Genomic DNA, 16,840 nt, shown 5'->3' on the forward strand with positions numbered 1-16,840 from the left:
CGGGAGCGTCGCCGGCTCTTCGACGTCACCGTCGTCCACACGAACCCGCTGGCCCTGGGGCTCGTGGCGGATGCGCCGCCGCGCCGGTTCCGAGTCGAGATTCCGGGCGCCCGGATCCCGTCCGGCCCCGGCGAGTCCCAAGCGGTCGTCAGCGCGGGTACGCAGAGAGGCGTGAAGCTGCACTGCACCGGTGCCGGTGTGCGGTGCACGCCGCTGTCGTCGCAGCGACAGAACGTCCTGACCCGCCAGGACGTCGCTGTCTGGCTGTGGGAAGTGCAGGCCGAGCGGGCGGGGACCTTCAGTATCGCGCTCACCATGACCTCCTACCTCCGCGACACCGACACGGTGCTGGTGGAGAAGCCGCCCCTGGTCTGGAGCGTGGACGCGGTGGCGCCGCCCGAGGACGACAACTGGCTCTCCTGGGCCAGGGACCTGGGGCGGCGGGTGGCCGAGGCGATCACCGGCCTGGGCGGACTCGCCGTGTCCGTGAGCGCCATCGCCGCCGTGGTCGCGATGGTCATCCGCCGCAGGCTTCCGGCCGGTGGTCCGGAGGACGAGGATGCCACCGAGTCCGTAGGCGATGCCGCCCCGAGCCCGCGGCCACGACCGGCGCGGCGGGTGCGGTCACGTCCCGGACAGGCCGGCGCGGCGAGGAACCTCCGGTACGCCAGGCGGATCAGGGCCCGCGCCGGGCCCAGGGCGTGACGGCCGAACCCGGCGGAGGACCCGGCCGCCCGGTCAGTCCTCCGGAAGCTCCACCGGCGCGATCTCGTCGTACACGTCGCCGGGGCCCGGGTTGGCCGGGTCGGTCGTGCCGCCGAAGTGGTGCATGACGCCCCAGACCGCGTTGAGGGCGGTCTGGATGGCGCCCTCGGCCCAGCCGGCCGTCCAGGAGATGTCGTCGCCGGCGAGGAAGATGCCGCGCTTGTCCTCGGGCAGCCGGTCCTGCATGAAGTGTGTGAACAGGCGCCGCTGGTAGCGGTAGTGGCCGGGCAGGTTTGCCTTGAACGCGCCCATGAAGTAGGGCTCGTTCTCCCAGGAGACGGTCACCGGGTTGCCGATGATGTGCCCCCGGATGTCGACCTTGGGATAGATCTCGCCGAGCGACTTCAGCATGACCTCCATCCGCTCGTTCGCGGACAGCGGCAGCCACTTCAGGCTGTCGTCGCACCAGGTGTAGGAGAGGCAGATGACGGCGGGCTGGTCCGGGCCGTTGTCGAGGAGGTAGGTCCCGCGCGTCATACGGTCGGTGAGCGTCATCGACATGACGTCCCGGCCAGTCTCCTCGTCTTTGTCGAGCCAGAACGGCCGGTCGACCGGCACGAAGAGCTTGGAGCTCTCCATGTAGTGGGTGCGCTCGATGGCCGTCCAGTGGTCGATCGGGAAGAGCGAGTCGTCGCAGTCGATCTTCGACAGCAGCATCCAGGACTGTGCGGTGAAGATCGCCGCCGGGTAGGTGCGGATGTCGCCGCGCGCGTCGGTCACGGTGATGCGGTTGCCCGCGGTGCGGTGCAGTCGGGTGACGGCCGGGCGCGGCTCGCCGTTCTCGTGCAGCTTCGCCAGCGAGGTCCCGTACGCCCAGTGGACGATCTTCTCCGGCTCGCGGTCCCAGAGGCGCAGCGGCAGTTGCTGGGAGCCGCCGACGATGCCGCGGTGGTGGTCGTCGGCCTCGGTGTAGACGACGCGCAGGATCTCCAGGATGGAGTTCGGGAAGTCGGTGTCCCAGCCGCCCGTGCCGAAGCCGACCTGGCCGAAGATCTCGCGGTGCCGGAAGGACCGGAACGCCTCGGAGTCGCAGAGGAAGCCGTAGAAGGTCTGGTTGTCGAGCTTCTCGACGAGCCTGGACCAGATCTCGCGGATGCGCGGGACGTCCCGCTCGCGCAGGGCCCGGTTCATGTCGGAGAAGTCGGCGCCCTCCTCCAGGCACCGGTTCCAGGCCTCGGCGACGTCCCGGTAGACCTGGGGCAGGTCGGCGATCGTCTCGGCGTAGTGCGACTCGCCCTTGAGATCGACGACGGTCGACGGGGTCGCCTCGGAGAGGGGGTTGGGGAACGGCCGCGTCTCAAGCCCGGCCAGGTCGATGTAGTGCTGCAGAGCCGTGGAGGACGGCGGGAAGCGCATCGCCCCCATCTCGGCGGTGAGGGAGTCGTCACACCCGTCGAAGCCCACCGTCCGCAGCCGGCCGCCGATCCGGTCGGCCTCGTACACGACCGGCTTGAGGCCCATCTTCATCAGCTCGTACGCGGCGACGATGCCGGACAGGCCGCCGCCGATGACCGCGACCTGAGTGCCGTGCTCGGTCGCGGGTACCTGGCCCAGACCCGCCGGGTGGGCGAGGAAGTCGTCGTACGCGTACGGGAAATCCGGGCCGAACATGGTGATCGGCGGCTGCTGCGCGTCTGCGTGCTCGACGGCGTTGGGCACGGTGGACGTCATGGGGTGCGGACTCCTTGCAGAAGAAACAGGCAGGTGCCGGGGGGGGGGAGGTCAGACGAGCGGCCCGTACAGGCCCGGGCGCCGGTCCCGCAGATACGGGTTGGCCTCGCGCGACGCGGCGAGGAAGGCGGGGTCGACGTCGGCGAGGACGAGCTCCTCGGCGCGCCCGGCGCGGGTGCGGGCGACCCCGTCGGGCCCGGCGAGCGTGGACAGCCCCACGAACTCGAACTCGCCCTCCCGGCCGACCCGGTTGACGTACGCGACGTACATCTGGTTCTCGAAGGCGCGCACCGGGATCATCGACTCCGCGACGAACTGGAACGGGTGCATCTGCGCGGTCGGGACGACCAGCAGGTCGGTGCCTGCGAGGGCGTGGGCGCGGACGTTCTCCGGGAACTCGACGTCGTAGCAGATCAGGATCCCGACGCGCAGACCGCCGATCTCCGCCTGGACGACCGGCTGTTCCCCGGGGGTGAAGTGGTCCCGCTCGAAGCAGCCGAAGAGGTGGGTCTTGCGGTAGTTGGCGAGACGGGTGCCGCCGGCGGAGATCAGCTGGGCGGAGTTGAACACGGCGTCGCCGGCCTGCTCGGGGTAGCCGTAGGCGATCGCCAGTCCGTGCCTGGTCGCGGTCTCGGCGATGGCGTCCGCGCAGTCGCCGTCGGCGGGCTCGGCGAGCCGGCCGATCTCGTCGCCGATCGCGTACCCGGTCAGGAACATCTCCGGCGCGACCAGCAGCCCGGCGCCCGCGGCGGCGGCCCGGCCCGCGGCCTCGTCGAGGACCTTGAGGTTCTCGACGGTGGAGCCGGGTCGGCCGGAGCTCTGGAGCAGGGCGGTGCGCATGCGTGTTCCTCACCGGGCGGAAGGGTGGTTGGAGGGGCCACGTAGACGGTACGGGCCCCTCGACTGGGCGGACAAGAAGGAGCCGTTGCGTGTCCGTGAGCGGTTCGTTGCGTGCGCCACCGGGTCGGCGGCGATTCGTTGCGGACGCTGTCCGGTCCTCCCCTGGGCGCAGGCTCAGCGATGTCTCCCCGCCGGGCGGCGGAGGCCGGGTCCCGTCTCGGGTGCGATGTGGCGCGGGCGCCGCGCCGGGACAGTGGTGAGCGTCCAGTTGACGTGCGTCACCTGCGGAAAGGACCGCCATGAACCGCCGTACGAAGACCGCCTTACTCGGCTCCGCGCTGCTGCTCGCCGTCGCTGCCGCGGCCGGCTCCGCCGGAGCCCTGGCCCCCGGCGAGAGCGGGCGTGAGGCCGCCGCGCTCACCGGCAAGGCCAAGCTGTACCGCTCGGACGGGGACGACATCACCTTCTCCTTCGACGCGCACCTGGCGGCCGAGGACAAGCTCGACCCGATGAAGGCCACCGGCACCTTCGAGTGGAGCCACTACCTGAACGGCAAGGGCGCCTGGGCGAAGGCGACGGTGGACTGTCTGGTCACCGGCGGCAAGGTGGCTGTCGTCTCCGGCGTCATCACCTCCTCCGACCTGCCCGGTGCGAAGGGCAAGCGCGTCGGGATCACCGTGCAGGACATCGGTCACCGCGACCGGCTCGGCTACAGCTGGGCCACGACCGGTACCCCGGTCGCCACGAAGGACCTGCCCAAGTGCGTCAGCTCGGCGCCCTACGAGAAGGTCGAGAAGGGCACCGGCGACTTCTCGGTCACTCCCTGGCAGCCCGAGCTCTAGCCAGCGCCAGCGCCGTCACCAGATAGGGCATCGCCAGCACCGCGAAGACGGTGCTGTGCGCCATGTCCGTGCCGAGCAGCGCGTACACGCCGAATGTGGCGACCGTCGCCAGCTCGGTGCCCAGGCTCGCCACGGAGGTGAGCGTGGCCCGGCGGGACTCGTCGATACGGTGCTGGAGGCGGGCGTCGGCCAGCACCTCCGCCAGCTGAAACCCGGCGAAGGCGAGGCTCACGAGAGCGATGCCGGCCAGTGAGCGGGCCGCGGCACCCACGGCCAGGGCGAGTGCGGCGCCCGCGAGCAGCGCGGCGAGACCGGCCGGGCCGAGGCGTTCGGCCGGGCCGGTCAGGAGGCTGCCGACGGTGACGCCTGCCCAGATCAGCATGATCAGGTAGGGCACCGTCGCTTCGGCGACGCCGATGTCCCGGACCAGCAGCGGGGTGTACTCGTCGAGCGCGCCCCACACCGCGGCCACGGCCGGGATCAGCAGCAGGGCGCCGCGCACGGAACGGTCCCTGCGGACCTCGGCGAGACCGGCCCGCAGGGTCGTCGCCCAGCTGTCGTCGGCGCTGTCCGGCCGCACCCGGTGCTCGGGGAACCGGGTCGCGGTGACGGCGGTCAGTACACAGGCCAGGAAGCTCGCGGCTCCGACAGCCGTGTAGCCGCCCTGGGCGAAGACGGGCCCCGCGAGGCCGAGGGAGGCCACGGTGCCCACCAGCCGCGCGGCCCGTGCCCGGCCCATGACCCGCGCGTACCGGTCGGCGGCGCCGAGATGATCCAGCTCGTCGTACACCAGCGCCTCCAGCGCGCCGGAGCCGAGCGCTCCGCCGGCGCCCCACAGGACGAATCCGGCCGCGAAGGCCCAGTACGACGGGACGGCCACCCACAGCGCGAAGCCGGCGGCGGTGAGCAGCGGGCCGATCCACAGCAGCCGGCGACGCGACACGGCGTCGGCCCAGGCGCCGGAGGGCACTTCCAGCACCACCGAGGTGATCGACCACAGGGCGAACAGGGAGGAGATCTGCCAGAGCGACATGCCGGTGTCGGCGAACAGCAGCGCGTACACCGGGTAGAGCAGGACGAAGTCGTCGAGGAACGCGTAGCCGTACAGCGTGGTCGTCAGCCGTCGGACGCCGGTGGCGGGCACGCGTGCGGGTGAGAGTGTCATGAGGCCTTCCCGTAAGGACCGATCGGACGCCGGAGGTACGGCGTCCGAGGCGGTCCTCGGGAGGCGCGGCTGGTGGATCAATGTCGCCAGGTCATGACACCGATGCTAGGCGCTGACCGGCGGATCGTCCCGCGGATTACGTGGGCGAATTACGTGGGCGAACCCGACGAGAAGCGCCGCAGCAGCGGCGACAGCACGAGCACGGACTTGGTCCGCTCGACGAACGGCTCCCCGGCGATGCGCTCCAGGACCCGTTCGAAGTGCCGCATGTCGGAGGCGAAGACCTGGGCGATCGCGTCCGCGTCCCCGGTGACGGTGGACGCGGCCACGACCTCCTGGTAGCGCTCCAGGCCCCGCTGGATGGTCTCCGGGGAGGTGTTGCCCCGGCAGTAGATCTCGACGAACCCCTCGGTCTGCCAGCCGAGGGCGCCCGGGTCCACCCGTACGGTGAAGCCGGTGATGGCTCCGGTGGCGCGCAGCCGGTCCACGCGCCGTTTCACGGCGGGCGCGGACAGACCGACGATGTGGCCGATGTCGGCGTAGGAGCGGCGGGCGTCCTCGGCGAGGGCGTGCACGATGCGTTCGTCGAGATCGTTCAGCACAGTGGGTTGATCACTTCTCGGATGGTGCGAGTCGGGAACGGCGATAGCCGTACACGAAGTAGAACACGAGCCCGGCGGCCATCCAGACACCGAAGACCACCCAGGTCACGGCCGACAGGCTGCCCATCATCCAGAGGCAGAAGGCGAAGCCCAGCGCGGGCAGGACCGGGGAGAGCGGCACGCGGAAGGTGCGCGGCATGTCCGGCCGGGTCCGGCGCAGCACCACGACGGCCACGTTGACCAGCGCGAAGGCGAACAGCGTGCCGATGCTGGTGGCGTCGGCGAGCTGCCCGAGCGGGATCGCGGCGGCGAGGACACCGCAGAACAGGGACACGATCAGCGTGTTGGCGCGGGGCGCACCGGTCTTCGGGTGGACCCGGGCGAACACCTTGGGGACCAGCCCGTCGCGGGACATGGCGAACAGGATGCGGGTCTGGCCGTACAGCACGGTCAGCACCACGCTCGCGATGGCGATGACGGCGCAGAACGCCAGCAGCGTGCCCCAGAAGGTCTGTCCGGTGACCTCGCTCATGATCTGGGCGAGGGCGGCCTCGGAGCCGGTGAAGTTCTTCCAGGGCTTGGCGCCGACCGCGACGGCGGCGACCAGGACGTACAGCGCCGTGACGATGACGAGCGACAGCATGATCGCGCGCGGCAGGTCACGCTGGGCGTTCTTCGCCTCCTCGCCGGCGGTGGAGGCGGCGTCGAAGCCGATGTAGGAGAAGAACAGCGTGGCACCGGCCGCGCTGACACCGGCCATGCCCAGCGGCATGAAGTTCTCGTAGTTGCCGGAGCGGAAGCCCTGGACGCCGATGGCGCAGAACAGCACCAGCGCGCCGATCTTCACGATGACCATGACGGTGTTGGCGCGGGCGGACTCGCGGGCGCCGCCCAGCAGGAACGCCATCGCGAGCAGGACGACGATCAGCGCGGGCAGGTTGAACACTCCGCCGTCGCCGGGCGGTGCGGACAGGGCGGCCGGGATGGTGACGCCGATGGTCCCGTCGAGCATTTCGTTGAGGTACTCACCCCAGCCGACGGCGACGGCGGCGACGGACACGCCGTACTCCAGGACCAGACACCAGCCGCATATCCAGGCGATCAGCTCGCCCATCGTTGCGTACGCATACGAGTACGAGGAGCCGGAGACCGGGATGGTGCCCGCCAGCTCGGCGTAGGACAGGGCCGAGAACAGGGCTGTCAGGCCGGCGATGACGAAGGCGAGCGTGACGGCCGGGCCCGCCTTGGGGACGGCCTCGCCGAGCACGACGAAGATGCCGGTGCCGAGGGTGGCACCGATGCTGATCATGGTGAGCTGCCACAGCCCGAGGGAGCGCCGCAGCGACCCTCCCTCGCCCTGGCCACCCTCCGCGACCAGGTTCTCCACCGGCTTGCGACGCATGAGGCGCGCGCCGACGCCCGGGGACGGCGGGGCGGTCTGACTACTGCTGTGCGGGGGTGCGCCTTGGTCGAGCACGCGCTGACTCCTTCGTCACTGCCGGTCTCTGGTGGCAGGGACGGCAGCGCCCCGCCCGACAGCCGGGACCCACCGAGCGGGGTCCCCGCCACGCCACGTACGAGGCGACAGCCTACGAGCAGCGGCGTTGCCCGTGTAATGCAGCAACCTTGCGCGTGCCCGCAAGATCATTGCGTTCCTCGGGAGTGACCGGAGGTTCGTTGCACGGCTGCGTTCGTCCGTTGCACAGGACTTGTCCGGACCAGCTCTTTCACCAGGAAGGTGAGCTCCTCGACACACTCGTGCGTGACCCCCTCGTGGTCCTCGTAGGACCAGCGGCCGACGTAGGGGGTGAGGGGCTGGTAGCCGAGCCGGGCGTAGAGGGCGGCGGCGCGCGGGTTGTCGTGGGCGACGCCGAGGCCGATGGCCGTGCGGCCCCGCTCCCGGGCGCGTTCCTCGGCGGCCCGGACCAGGGCGCTGCCGATGCCGAGCGAGCGCAGCGTCTTGGGCCACACGGTCAGCGCGTTGATCTCCGGGCAGCCGGGCCGTGCCGCGCGTACGGCCGTGTCGTCGCAGCCGCCCCAGCGCAGCTCCGTGTGCCCCACGGGCCGTCCGTCGAGCCAGGCGACGAGATACGTGCTCTCGCCCCGCTCCTGCCGCTCGAAGCGGCGCGCGTGGAACGAGGTGGCGCCCGGTGAGCCCATGTACTGGTCGAGCGGTGCCACGTCGGCGGCCCGGCAGACGGTGATCTCCATGGCGTACGACGGTAGGGCGCCCGCACGCACAAGGCCCCCGATTTTTTCCTCGGGGGCCTGGGACGAGGGGCGTGCGGACCGTCAGTTCCAGCTGGCGTGCAGCGGCTGGCCCTCCGCGTAGCCGGCGGCGCTCTGGATGCCGACGATGGCCTTCTCGGCGAACTCCTCCAGGGAGCCGGCACCGGCGTACGTGCAGGAGGAGCGGACGCCCGCGATGATCGAGTCGATCAGGTCCTCGACGCCGGGGCGGGCCGGGTCGAGGAACATCCGGGACGTGGAGATGCCCTCCTCGAACAGCGCCTTGCGGGCCCGGTCGTACGCCGACTCCTCCGAGGTGCGGTTGCGCACGGCCCGCGCGGAGGCCATGCCGAAGGACTCCTTGTAGGCCCGTCCCTGGGCGTCGTGCTGGAGGTCGCCCGGGGACTCGTAGGTGCCCGCGAACCAGGAGCCGACCATCACGTTGGACGCGCCGGCCGCGAGGGCCATGGCCACGTCGCGCGGGTGGCGGATCCCGCCGTCGGCCCACACGTGCTTGCCGTACTTCTTCGCCTCGGCGGCGCACTCCAGGACGGCGGAGAACTGCGGCCGGCCGACGCCGGTCATCATGCGCGTGGTGCACATGGCGCCGGGTCCGACACCGACCTTGACGATGTCCGCGCCCGCCTCGATCAGGTCGCGCACGCCCGCGGCGGCCACGACGTTGCCCGCGACGATCGGCACCTGCGGGTCGAGGTCGCGCACCAGCTTCAGGGCGCTGATCATCGACTCCTGGTGGCCGTGCGCGGTGTCGATGACGAGCGTGTCGACGCCCGCGTCGAGCAGTTGCTTGGCCTTGCCGGCGACGTCGCCGTTGATGCCGACGGCGGCGGCGATGCGCAGCCGCCCCCGCGCGTCCGTGGCCGGCTTGTAGAGCGTGGCGCGCAGGGCGCCCTTGCGGGTGAGGATGCCGGCGAGCGTGCCGTCCTTGTTCACCGCGGGCGCGTAGCGGCGGTTGGCGTGGTCGAGGGTGTCGAAGGCCTCGCCCGGGTCCATGTCCGCGTCGATGAGCAGCAGGTCCCGGGACATGACCTCGGCCAGCTGCGTGAAGCGGTCCACGCCGGCCAGGTCGGAGTCGGTGACCACGCCGATCGGCCGGTGGTTCTCGTCGACGACGACTCCGGCGTTGTGAGCGCGCTTGGGCAGCAGGGACAGCGCGTCCGCGACGGTCTGGTGGGGCGCCAGCATGATCGGGGTGTCCAGGACCAGGTGGCGGCCCTTCACCCAGGAGACGACGTCGGTGACCACGTCGATGGGGATGTCCTGCGGTATGACGACGAGGCCGCCGCGGCGGGCCACGGTCTCGGCCATGCGGCGCCCCGCGATGGCGGTCATGTTGGCGACGACGAGCGGGATGGTGGTGCCCGTGCCGTCCGGGGAGCTGAGGTCCACGCCCTGGCGCGAGCCGACCGCGGAGCGGCTCGGCACCATGAAGACGTCGTCGTACGTCAGGTCGTACCCGGGCTGGATGTCATTGAGGAAACGCACGTGCTGCACATCCCAGTCGATCAGAGGTGACCCCCCGACCGGCCGGCCAGGGGGAAAGAGCACGTACTTCATTGTCCCATGCCGGGCGCGCCGACGTCCCCCAGCGGATCATCCAGGCTGGTCAGGGGCGCCTTAGGAGGATGCTCCAAGCCCGAGGGGTCACGACCCGAGGGTCACGAAGAGACCCGGGCCCCGGTCCGTCGCCTCGGCGAAGATCTCCTCCGCGACCTGCCACTCCTCGGGCCGCTTCTCGGCGTACGCCCGCCAGCCCCGGACGACGACCAGCAGCCCCCGCTCCACGGCTCCCTCGGGCCAGAGGGCGGGGTCGGCCAGGCAGTCGGCGAGGGCGTCCCAGTTGCGGCCGAACCACTCGGGCAGGCAGAGGTCACGGGCGCAGCGGTCCATGAGGCCCGCCTTGTCCGTGACCCCCTCGAGGTCCAGCACGACCACGATCCGGCCGGCCGGGTCGCCCGGCAGCTCCTGCGCCTGACTGGCCATCCGTCAGACTCCGTCCGGGTCGGTCCTGTTGAGCGCGGACTTCGGCGCCGGGCCCGCCGTCATCAGATAGTCCGCGGCCGAGGTGTCCGTCACCAGGCTGGTGACGAGCCCGGACCGCAGCACCGCGTCGATCGCGGGGCCCTTGCGCTGTCCGCCGGCGATCGCGACGACCTCGGGGATACGGCGGAGCTGGTCGGCCTTGACGGTGATGCACCGCTCGCCCAGGTCGCGGCCGACCCTGCGGCCCTCGGCGTCGAAGAGGTGCGCGGACATCTCGGCGGCGACACCGAGGGAAGCGTAGTGCGCGCGCTCCTCGTCGCTGAGCATGTCGTGCACCGTGGAGATGCCCGGTTCCCAGGAGCCGATGGAGACGCAGGCGACGGTGACCTTGTCGAAGTGCTCGAAGGCCCGGGCGATCCCCGTCTGGTTGCGCAGTGCCGTGGCCGTGGCCGCGTCGGGCAGCAGCATCGGCGCGTAGATGGGGTGCGCGTCACCGCCGGACACCTGGGCGGCACGGCGTACCGCCTCGACGGAGCCGCGCTCGGCGGTCCCGGCGTCGTACACGCCCGTCAGCTGCACCACCGTGCACGGCGGCAGCCGGTCGAGCGCCGCCGCCATGTGGATGGTGGAGCGGCCCCAGGCCAGGCCCAGCACATCACCTTCGTTGACCAGTTCGCCGAGCAGGTCGGCGGCCACCTCTCCCAGGTTCTCGGGGTCGGGCGACTCCTCGGCCTCGGCCGGGGACTCGACCACGACGGCGTGCCTGAGGCCGTAGCGGGCGCGCAACACGTCCGAGCGCTCGGCGTCCAGCTCCGCAGGCACACGGATCTCGATGCGTACGAGATCCCGTTCGAGGGCGGTCTCCAGGACCCGGGCCACCTTGAAGCGGCTGACGCCGAACTCCTCCGCGATCTGGATCTTGGACTTCCCCTCGAGGTAGAAGCGGCGGGCCATGGCCGCCGCCTGCACCAGCTCAGCGGGTCCCATCCGCATGGCTGACCGGCCCGCCGACATACCCGACACGGCGTTCTCCTCACTGCTGTTCACACTCTGGATTCGCCGTTCATCCTTGCAGATCCGGCGCGGTTGATCAGCCCTGATGAGAGCCGTTCACTTTGCTGTGGCTCAGTGGTCGCAAGCCCAGGATGCCTTGGCGGTGGTCGCCTCGGCCTGCGTGCGTAGTGCACGTACCGCCTCGGCCGGGTCGTTTGCCCCGTAGACCGCCGATCCGGCCACGAAAACGTCGGCTCCGGCGTCGGCACACCGCTCGATGGTGGAAGCGGAGACTCCGCCGTCGACCTGGAGCCAGAGCTCCAGACCGTGCTTGCTGATCAACTCGCGGGTGCGGCGAATCTTCGGAAGCATGATGTCGAGGAAGGCCTGTCCCCCGAAGCCCGGTTCGACCGTCATGATCAGCAGCATGTCGAGCTCGGGGAGCAGGTCCTCGTACGGCTCGATGGGGGTTGCGGGCTTCAGCGCCATGGAGGCGCGGGCGCCCTTGGCGCGGATCTCCCGGGCGAGCCGGACCGGGGCGGCGGCCGCCTCGACGTGGAAGGTGACGGAACCGGCCCCCGCTTCGACGTACTGGGGCGCCCACCGATCAGGGGCCTCGATCATCAGATGGCAGTCCAGCGGAGTGTCCGTCGCACGCGCCAGCGACTCCACGACCGGCACACCGAGCGTGAGGTTCGGGACGAAATGGTTGTCCATGACGTCGACGTGGAGCCAGTCGGCTCCCTCCACGGCCTTCGCCTCGTCCGCGAGGCGGGCGAAGTCGGCGGAGAGGATGCTGGGGTTGATCTGCACGGCCATGTCCTAAGACTGCCATGCCCTCCGAGGGTTGTGGGCATCGGTCCCGCGTCGCGCAGGGGGTTGCCGTGAAACAGGGCGTCGCGCACCTCGTCTGCGGGCGGCGGGCCAAGTGGCTGGTGCTGGTCCTGTGGGTGGTGGTGCTGTTCGTTGCCGCGCCGTTCGCCATGAAGCTGACCGACGCGCAGGACAACGACGCGTCGTCCTGGCTGCCGGGGTCCGCGGAGTCGACGCAGGTGCTGGAGCTCTCCGAGGACTTCCGGCCGGAGCAGATCCCGGCGATCGTGATCTACGCCCGGGACAGCGGGCTGACGGCCCAGGACCGGGCGGAGATCGCCGAGGACGTGCGGCAGCTCAAGGAACTGCGTGACCACGGCATCCGGGGCGCGGAGACCCGGGGACCGGTCTTCGACCGGCAGGTCGACCCGCGGGCGGCGCAGGTCTTCGTGCCGATCACGATGGACGAGGAGGGCTGGGAGCGGATCTCGCCCGCCGTCGACTCCATCCGGGACGACGTCGGCGAGGGCGGCGGCGGGCGGGCCGTGCACATCACGGGCCCGGGCGGCACATCGGCGGACTTCGCGGAGGCCTTCGAGGGCATCGACTCGACGCTGCTGTTCTCGGCGATGACCGTCGTCATCGTCATGCTGCTCATCACCTACCGCAGCCTGACGCTGTTGCTGGTCCCCCTGATCGCGGTGGTCTGCGCGCTGTTCGCCTCCCAGGCGCTGATCTACCTGCTGGCCGAGCACGCGGGCCTGACGGTCAACGGCCAGAGTGCCGGCATCCTCACGGTGCTCGTCTTCGGCGCGGGGACGGACTACGCCCTGTTGATGGTCGCCCGCTACCGGGAGGAGCTGCGTCGGCACGAGGACCGGCACGAGGCGATGGCCCTGGCACTGCACCGCGCGGGGCCGGCGGTGCTCGCCTCCGGCGCGACGGTCGTGCTGAGCATGCTGGTGCTGCTGGCCGCCGAGATGAACTCCACGAGCGGCCTGGGCCCGGTGGCCGCGATCGGTGTCGCGGTCGCCCTGCTGGCGATGATGAGCCTGTTCCCCGCTCTGCTGGTGATCTTCGGCCGCTGGATCTTCTGGCCGGTGATCCCGCACTACGGCGCACCCGACCCGACCGAGCGCGGCATCTGGGCGCGCACGGGCCGCCGTATCGCCCGCCGCCCGCGCAGGGTCTGGGCCGTGACGGCACTGGCCCTGGCGGTCTGTTCGCTGGGCCTGCTCCAGCTGCGCGCGGAGGGCATCGGCAACGCGGACGCGTTCACCGGGAGACCGGACTCGATCACCGGCCAGGAGGTGTCGGCGCGCTACTTCCCGGCGGGCAGCGGCGATCCCCTGGTCATCATCAGCAACCAGGCGCAGGCCGAGCAGGTGGGCCGCGCGGTGGCGGCGACGCAGGGCGTGGTCCCGCAGTCGCTCGGCCTGCCGCCCGGCACGAAACCGGCCTTCGAGGGCAAGGTCCTGTTCGAGGCCACCATGACCGCCCCGGCGGACAGCGAGGCCGCCAAGCAGACGGTGGAGCGGGTCCGGGACGCCGTGCACGCGGTGCCGGAGGCCGACGCCCGGGTGGGCGGCGGTACGGCGGCCCTGCTCGACATGGACGAGGCGACCACGCACGACAACGTGCTGATCATCCCGCTGGTGCTGGTGGTCGTCCTGCTGATCCTGTGCGTCCTGCTGCGCGCCCTGATCGCCCCGCTGCTGCTGATCGGGACGGTGATCCTGTCCTTCGCGGCGGCCCTGGGCATCAGCGCGCTCGCGTTCCGGTACCTCTTCGGCTACGCGGGCGAGGCGACCGACTTCCCGCTGTTCGTCTTCGTGTTCCTGGTCGCCCTGGGCATCGACTACAACATCTTCCTCACCACGCGCATCCGCGAGGAGGCGGCCCGCCAGGGCACCAGAGCGGGCGTGGTCACCGGTCTCGCCGCCACCGGCGCGGTCATCACCTCCGCCGGCCTGGTCCTGGCCGGCACCTTCGCCGCCCTCGGCACCCTCCCGATGGTCGCCTTCGCCGAGATCGGTTTCGCGGTCGCCCTCGGCGTCCTCATCGACACGTTCATCGTGCGCTCGGTCCTGGTCACGTCACTGTTCCTGGACGTGGGTCCGAAGGTGTGGTGGCCGCACCGGCTGGCCAGGGAGGACGGCGGTGCGGCGCCCCGGGAGAGTGTCGCAGCGGGGGTCAGCCGGTCCGGCGGATGAGCGCCAGGTACATCGCGTCGGTCCCGTGCAGATGCGGCCACAGCTGCACATCCGGCCCCTCGCCGAGATCCGGTACGCCGGGCAGCAGCGGCCGGGCGTCGAGGAGCTCGGTGTCCGGGTGCTGCTTGAGGACGTCGGCGACCACGGCCCTGGTCTCGGCGAGGTGCGGCGAGCAGGTCGCGTAGCCGACGACCCCGCCGACCCGCACCGACTCCAGCGCCGTGCGCAGCAGGCCGCGCTGCAACGGCGCGAACCCCTCAAGGTCCTCCGGCCGGCGCCGCCAGCGCGCCTCGGGGCGGCGCCGCAGGGCACCGAGCCCGGTGCACGGCACATCGACCAGCACCCGGTCGAAGCTGCCGGGCCGCCACGCCGGACGCGTCCCGTCCGCGGCGATCACCTGGTACGGCCCGGGGTTCCCCTCCAGCGCCCTGGCCACGAGCCCGGCGCGGTGGGTCTGCTTCTCCGAGGCGACGAGCATCGCGCCCCGCCGGGCCGCGAGGGCGCCGAGCAGAGCGGCCTTGCCGCCGGGGCCCGCACACCCGTCCAGCCACCGCCGGTCGGGCCCCTCCAGCGGCGCGCCCGCGAGGGCGAGCGCCACGAGCTGACTGCCCTCGTCCTGCACGCCCGCGCGTCCGTCCCGTACGGCCGCGACGGCGCCCGGCTCACCGCCCTCGGTCAGCCGCACGGCATACGGCGACCAGTGCCCCGGCACGGCGGCGTCCTCTTCGAGCAGTTCCTCGGTGGTGGCCCGCCCGGGCCGCGCCACCAGGGTCACCTCGGGCCGCTCGTTGTCGGCGCGCAGCAGGTCCTCGATGCCGGTGCGACCGCCGCCGAGGGAGTCCCACAGCGCGGACACGACCCACCGCGGATGCGAGTGGACGACGGCGAGATGGGCCTCGGGATCCTCGTCGTAGGGCGGCGCGATCCGCTCCAGCCAGCCGTCCAGGTCATGCTGCGCGACCTTGCGCAGCACGGCGTTGACGAACTTGGCCCGCCCGTCGCCGAGCACGACCCGCGCGAGCTCGACGGTGGCGGACACGGCCGCGTGCGTCGGGATCCGCGTCCCGAGCAGCTGATGCACGCCGAGGCTCAGCACGTCCAGCACCGGCGGGTCGACCTCCCCCAGCGGCCGGTCCACGCAGGCCGACAGGACCGCGTCGTACGTCCCCTGCCAGCGCAGCGTCCCGTACACCAGCTCGGTGGCGAGCGCCGCGTCCCGGGCGTCGAACTGCTCGGGCCCCTCCTGCTCGCGCGCCTTGCGCAACAGCGGCGGCAGGACGAGGTTGGCGTAGGCGTCCCGCTCGTCCACGGCCCTCAGCGCCTCGAAGGCGAGGATGCGGACGGGGTCCTTCTTGGGCCGACGGTAGGGCTTGCCGGACGTACGGGGCCGACGGGGCTGGTCGCTCACGAAAAGGTGCTCCGGGTGTGAGAAGAAGTGCGCCGTCCAGCCTACGCCGCCCCGGACGTGTCGCTGTGTCAGCCCCCGAGCCGCTCGCCCTCGGCGATCCGCACCCCGCGTGCCCAGTCCGCCGCCCGCATCGGCTTCTTGCCCTGGGCCTGCACCCAGACCAGCTCCACTGCGTACGAGCCGGTGCCGACGTACACGTTGTTCTTCCCGGCGGAGATCTGCCCCGGGGCGAGATCCGTCCGGTCCGGCACGGGGGCGGCCTGGATGAGCTTGAGCCGCTCACCGCGGAAGGTGGTCCAGGCGCCGGGAGCCGGAGTGCAGCCCCGCACCATCCGGTCGACGCGCAGCGCGGGGGCCTTCCAGTCGACGCGGGCGTCCTCGACGTTGACCTTCGGGGCCAGGCTGACGCCCTCGGCCGGCTGCGGTACGGCCTTCAGCGTGCCGTCCTCGATCCCGTCCATGGTCGCCGCGAGCAGCCCGGCACCGGCGAAGGCCAGCCGCGTCAGCAGATCCCCGCTGGTGTCGGTGGGCCGGATCTCCTCGGTGACCGTCCCGTACACCGGCCCGGAGTCGAGCCCCTCCTCGATCAGGAAGGTGGAAGCGCCGGTGATCTCGTCCCCGGCCATGATGGCGTGCTGCACGGGCGCGGCACCGCGCCAGGCCGGCAGCAGGGAGAAGTGCAGATTGACCCAGCCGTGCACGGGGACGTCGAGGGCGACCCGGGGCAGCAGCGCGCCGTAGGCGACGACGGGACAGCAGTCCGGCCCGATCTCCCGCAGCCGCTCCAGGAACTCGGCGTCCTTCGGCTTCGCGGGCTTCAGCACCTCGATCCCGGCCTCCTCCGCCCGCTCGGCGACAGGCGACGCGACGAGCCTGCGCCCCCGCCCGGCCGGCGCGTCGGGCCGCGTGACGACAGCGGCCACCTCGTGCCGCTCAGAGGCGAGAAGAGCGTCCAGAGCGGGAACGGCGACCTCGGGTGTACCGGCGAAGACGAGCTTCATGGGGTGGTGGGGGCCTCTCGGACGGGGGTCGATGACGGGCAACGCCCAAGTCTATGAGCCGCAAACGGAAAGCCGCTGACGGCGCTCGCCCCCTACGGGAGAGCCGGGCCACTCGACGAAGAGTTACGGGTGGTGCGCGGGTGGGAGACGAAAGCCGAAGGCCGAAGGCCGAGGCGCACGCCCCGCGCAAACAGGCGCACGCATATGCCTCCACGCCCCCACACCGTGACCCGCGGAGCGCATCCGCGTTGGTCAAGACAGAGTTGACCACTTCGGGCCGCGATCGCGGCCCAT

15 protein-coding genes are annotated in these 16,840 nt (G+C 71.7%); 3 read left to right on the top strand and 12 right to left on the bottom strand.

What is annotated here, in order from left to right; all coding sequences use genetic code 11:
* Positions 1-171 precede the first annotated feature (171 nt).
* On the top strand, positions 172-705 hold the full coding sequence (locus tag PV963_RS08145) for a hypothetical protein (protein WP_274814973.1): 534 nt from the start codon (positions 172-174) through the stop codon (positions 703-705).
* A 33-nt stretch (positions 706-738) separates the two neighbouring features.
* On the opposite strand, the gene PV963_RS08150 is transcribed toward PV963_RS08145, so the two are convergent.
* Together PV963_RS08150 and PV963_RS08155 are read right to left on the bottom strand one after the other, a co-directional pair.
* A complete protein-coding gene (locus PV963_RS08150) occupies positions 739-2,436 on the bottom strand; it encodes a flavin monoamine oxidase family protein (RefSeq protein WP_274814974.1) in 1,698 nt (565 codons plus the stop codon).
* Between the two features lie 51 nt (positions 2,437-2,487).
* Positions 2,488-3,276 carry a carbon-nitrogen hydrolase family protein gene (locus tag PV963_RS08155; protein WP_274814975.1) on the bottom strand — a complete coding sequence of 263 codons (789 nt, stop codon included), beginning with the start codon at positions 3,274-3,276 and terminating at the stop codon, positions 2,488-2,490.
* 299 nt (positions 3,277-3,575) lie between these two features.
* Here PV963_RS08155 and PV963_RS08160 point away from each other — a divergent pair, with 299 nt between their 5' ends.
* The gene (locus tag PV963_RS08160) at positions 3,576-4,118 is read left to right on the top strand and encodes a Repetin (RefSeq protein ID WP_274814976.1); all 543 of its coding nucleotides are present in this window, start codon (positions 3,576-3,578) and stop codon (positions 4,116-4,118) included.
* Here PV963_RS08160 and PV963_RS08165 read toward each other — a convergent pair.
* The 8 genes from PV963_RS08165 to rpe all read right to left on the bottom strand — a co-directional run bounded on the left by PV963_RS08165 (position 4,093) and on the right by rpe (position 11,930).
* On the bottom strand, positions 4,093-5,283 hold the full coding sequence (locus PV963_RS08165; RefSeq protein ID WP_274814977.1) for an MFS transporter: 1,191 nt from the start codon (positions 5,281-5,283) through the stop codon (positions 4,093-4,095). The two genes, PV963_RS08160 and PV963_RS08165, sit on opposite strands and share 26 nt — an antisense overlap.
* A gap of 149 nt (positions 5,284-5,432) precedes the next feature.
* Positions 5,433-5,885 carry an Lrp/AsnC family transcriptional regulator gene (locus PV963_RS08170; RefSeq protein WP_010046396.1) on the bottom strand — a complete coding sequence of 151 codons (453 nt, stop codon included), beginning with the start codon at positions 5,883-5,885 and terminating at the stop codon, positions 5,433-5,435.
* Between the two features lie 10 nt (positions 5,886-5,895).
* Positions 5,896-7,362, bottom strand: coding sequence for an amino acid permease (locus PV963_RS08175; RefSeq protein WP_274814978.1), 1,467 nt, complete (start codon positions 7,360-7,362; stop codon positions 5,896-5,898).
* Positions 7,363-7,529: 167 nt separating this feature from the next.
* Positions 7,530-8,096 (bottom strand): GNAT family N-acetyltransferase, encoded by a 567-nt coding sequence (locus PV963_RS08180; protein WP_274814980.1) that lies wholly within the window; start codon positions 8,094-8,096, stop codon positions 7,530-7,532.
* Positions 8,097-8,177: 81 nt separating this feature from the next.
* Positions 8,178-9,620 (bottom strand): GuaB1 family IMP dehydrogenase-related protein, encoded by a 1,443-nt coding sequence (locus tag PV963_RS08185; protein ID WP_274814981.1) that lies wholly within the window; start codon positions 9,618-9,620, stop codon positions 8,178-8,180.
* Positions 9,621-9,779: 159 nt separating this feature from the next.
* Positions 9,780-10,118 carry a barstar family protein gene (locus tag PV963_RS08190; protein ID WP_274814982.1) on the bottom strand — a complete coding sequence of 113 codons (339 nt, stop codon included), beginning with the start codon at positions 10,116-10,118 and terminating at the stop codon, positions 9,780-9,782.
* A 3-nt stretch (positions 10,119-10,121) separates the two neighbouring features.
* A complete protein-coding gene (locus PV963_RS08195; protein ID WP_274814983.1) occupies positions 10,122-11,165 on the bottom strand; it encodes a sugar-binding transcriptional regulator in 1,044 nt (347 codons plus the stop codon).
* Between the two features lie 78 nt (positions 11,166-11,243).
* Positions 11,244-11,930, bottom strand: a complete 687-nt coding sequence (gene rpe / locus PV963_RS08200) for a ribulose-phosphate 3-epimerase (RefSeq protein WP_037769158.1) — start codon at positions 11,928-11,930, stop codon at positions 11,244-11,246.
* A gap of 14 nt (positions 11,931-11,944) precedes the next feature.
* On the opposite strand from rpe, the gene PV963_RS08205 reads away from it, so the two are divergent.
* Positions 11,945-14,137 carry an MMPL family transporter gene (locus PV963_RS08205; RefSeq protein ID WP_274814984.1) on the top strand — a complete coding sequence of 731 codons (2,193 nt, stop codon included), beginning with the start codon at positions 11,945-11,947 and terminating at the stop codon, positions 14,135-14,137.
* On the opposite strand, the gene PV963_RS08210 is transcribed toward PV963_RS08205, so the two are convergent.
* Together PV963_RS08210 and fmt are read right to left on the bottom strand one after the other, a co-directional pair.
* Positions 14,118-15,545 carry an RsmB/NOP family class I SAM-dependent RNA methyltransferase gene (locus PV963_RS08210; RefSeq protein ID WP_274814985.1) on the bottom strand — a complete coding sequence of 476 codons (1,428 nt, stop codon included), beginning with the start codon at positions 15,543-15,545 and terminating at the stop codon, positions 14,118-14,120. The two genes, PV963_RS08205 and PV963_RS08210, sit on opposite strands and share 20 nt — an antisense overlap.
* Before the next feature lie 68 nt (positions 15,546-15,613).
* Positions 15,614-16,546 (bottom strand): methionyl-tRNA formyltransferase, encoded by a 933-nt coding sequence (gene fmt, locus PV963_RS08215; RefSeq protein ID WP_274821970.1) that lies wholly within the window; start codon positions 16,544-16,546, stop codon positions 15,614-15,616.
* Positions 16,547-16,840 lie beyond the last annotated feature (294 nt).

The sequence above is a fragment of the Streptomyces coeruleorubidus genome (genome assembly GCF_028885415.1).
Lineage (GTDB): Bacteria > Actinomycetota > Actinomycetes > Streptomycetales > Streptomycetaceae > Streptomyces > Streptomyces coeruleorubidus_A.

Excerpts from the sequence above, each read along its gene's own strand:
- PV963_RS08150 (WP_274814974.1), bottom strand. The coding sequence starts at position 2,436 with ATGACGTCCACCGTGCCCAACGCCGTCGAGCACGCAGACGCGCAGCAG.
- PV963_RS08155 (WP_274814975.1), bottom strand. The coding sequence starts at position 3,276 with ATGCGCACCGCCCTGCTCCAGAGCTCCGGCCGACCCGGCTCCACCGTC.
- PV963_RS08160 (WP_274814976.1), top strand. The coding sequence starts at position 3,576 with ATGAACCGCCGTACGAAGACCGCCTTACTCGGCTCCGCGCTGCTGCTC.
- PV963_RS08165 (WP_274814977.1), bottom strand. The coding sequence starts at position 5,283 with ATGACACTCTCACCCGCACGCGTGCCCGCCACCGGCGTCCGACGGCTG.
- PV963_RS08180 (WP_274814980.1), bottom strand. The coding sequence starts at position 8,096 with ATGGAGATCACCGTCTGCCGGGCCGCCGACGTGGCACCGCTCGACCAG.
- PV963_RS08190 (WP_274814982.1), bottom strand. The coding sequence starts at position 10,118 with ATGGCCAGTCAGGCGCAGGAGCTGCCGGGCGACCCGGCCGGCCGGATC.
- rpe (WP_037769158.1), bottom strand. The coding sequence starts at position 11,930 with ATGGCCGTGCAGATCAACCCCAGCATCCTCTCCGCCGACTTCGCCCGC.
- PV963_RS08205 (WP_274814984.1), top strand. The coding sequence starts at position 11,945 with ATGCCCTCCGAGGGTTGTGGGCATCGGTCCCGCGTCGCGCAGGGGGTT.
- fmt (WP_274821970.1), bottom strand. The coding sequence starts at position 16,546 with ATGAAGCTCGTCTTCGCCGGTACACCCGAGGTCGCCGTTCCCGCTCTG.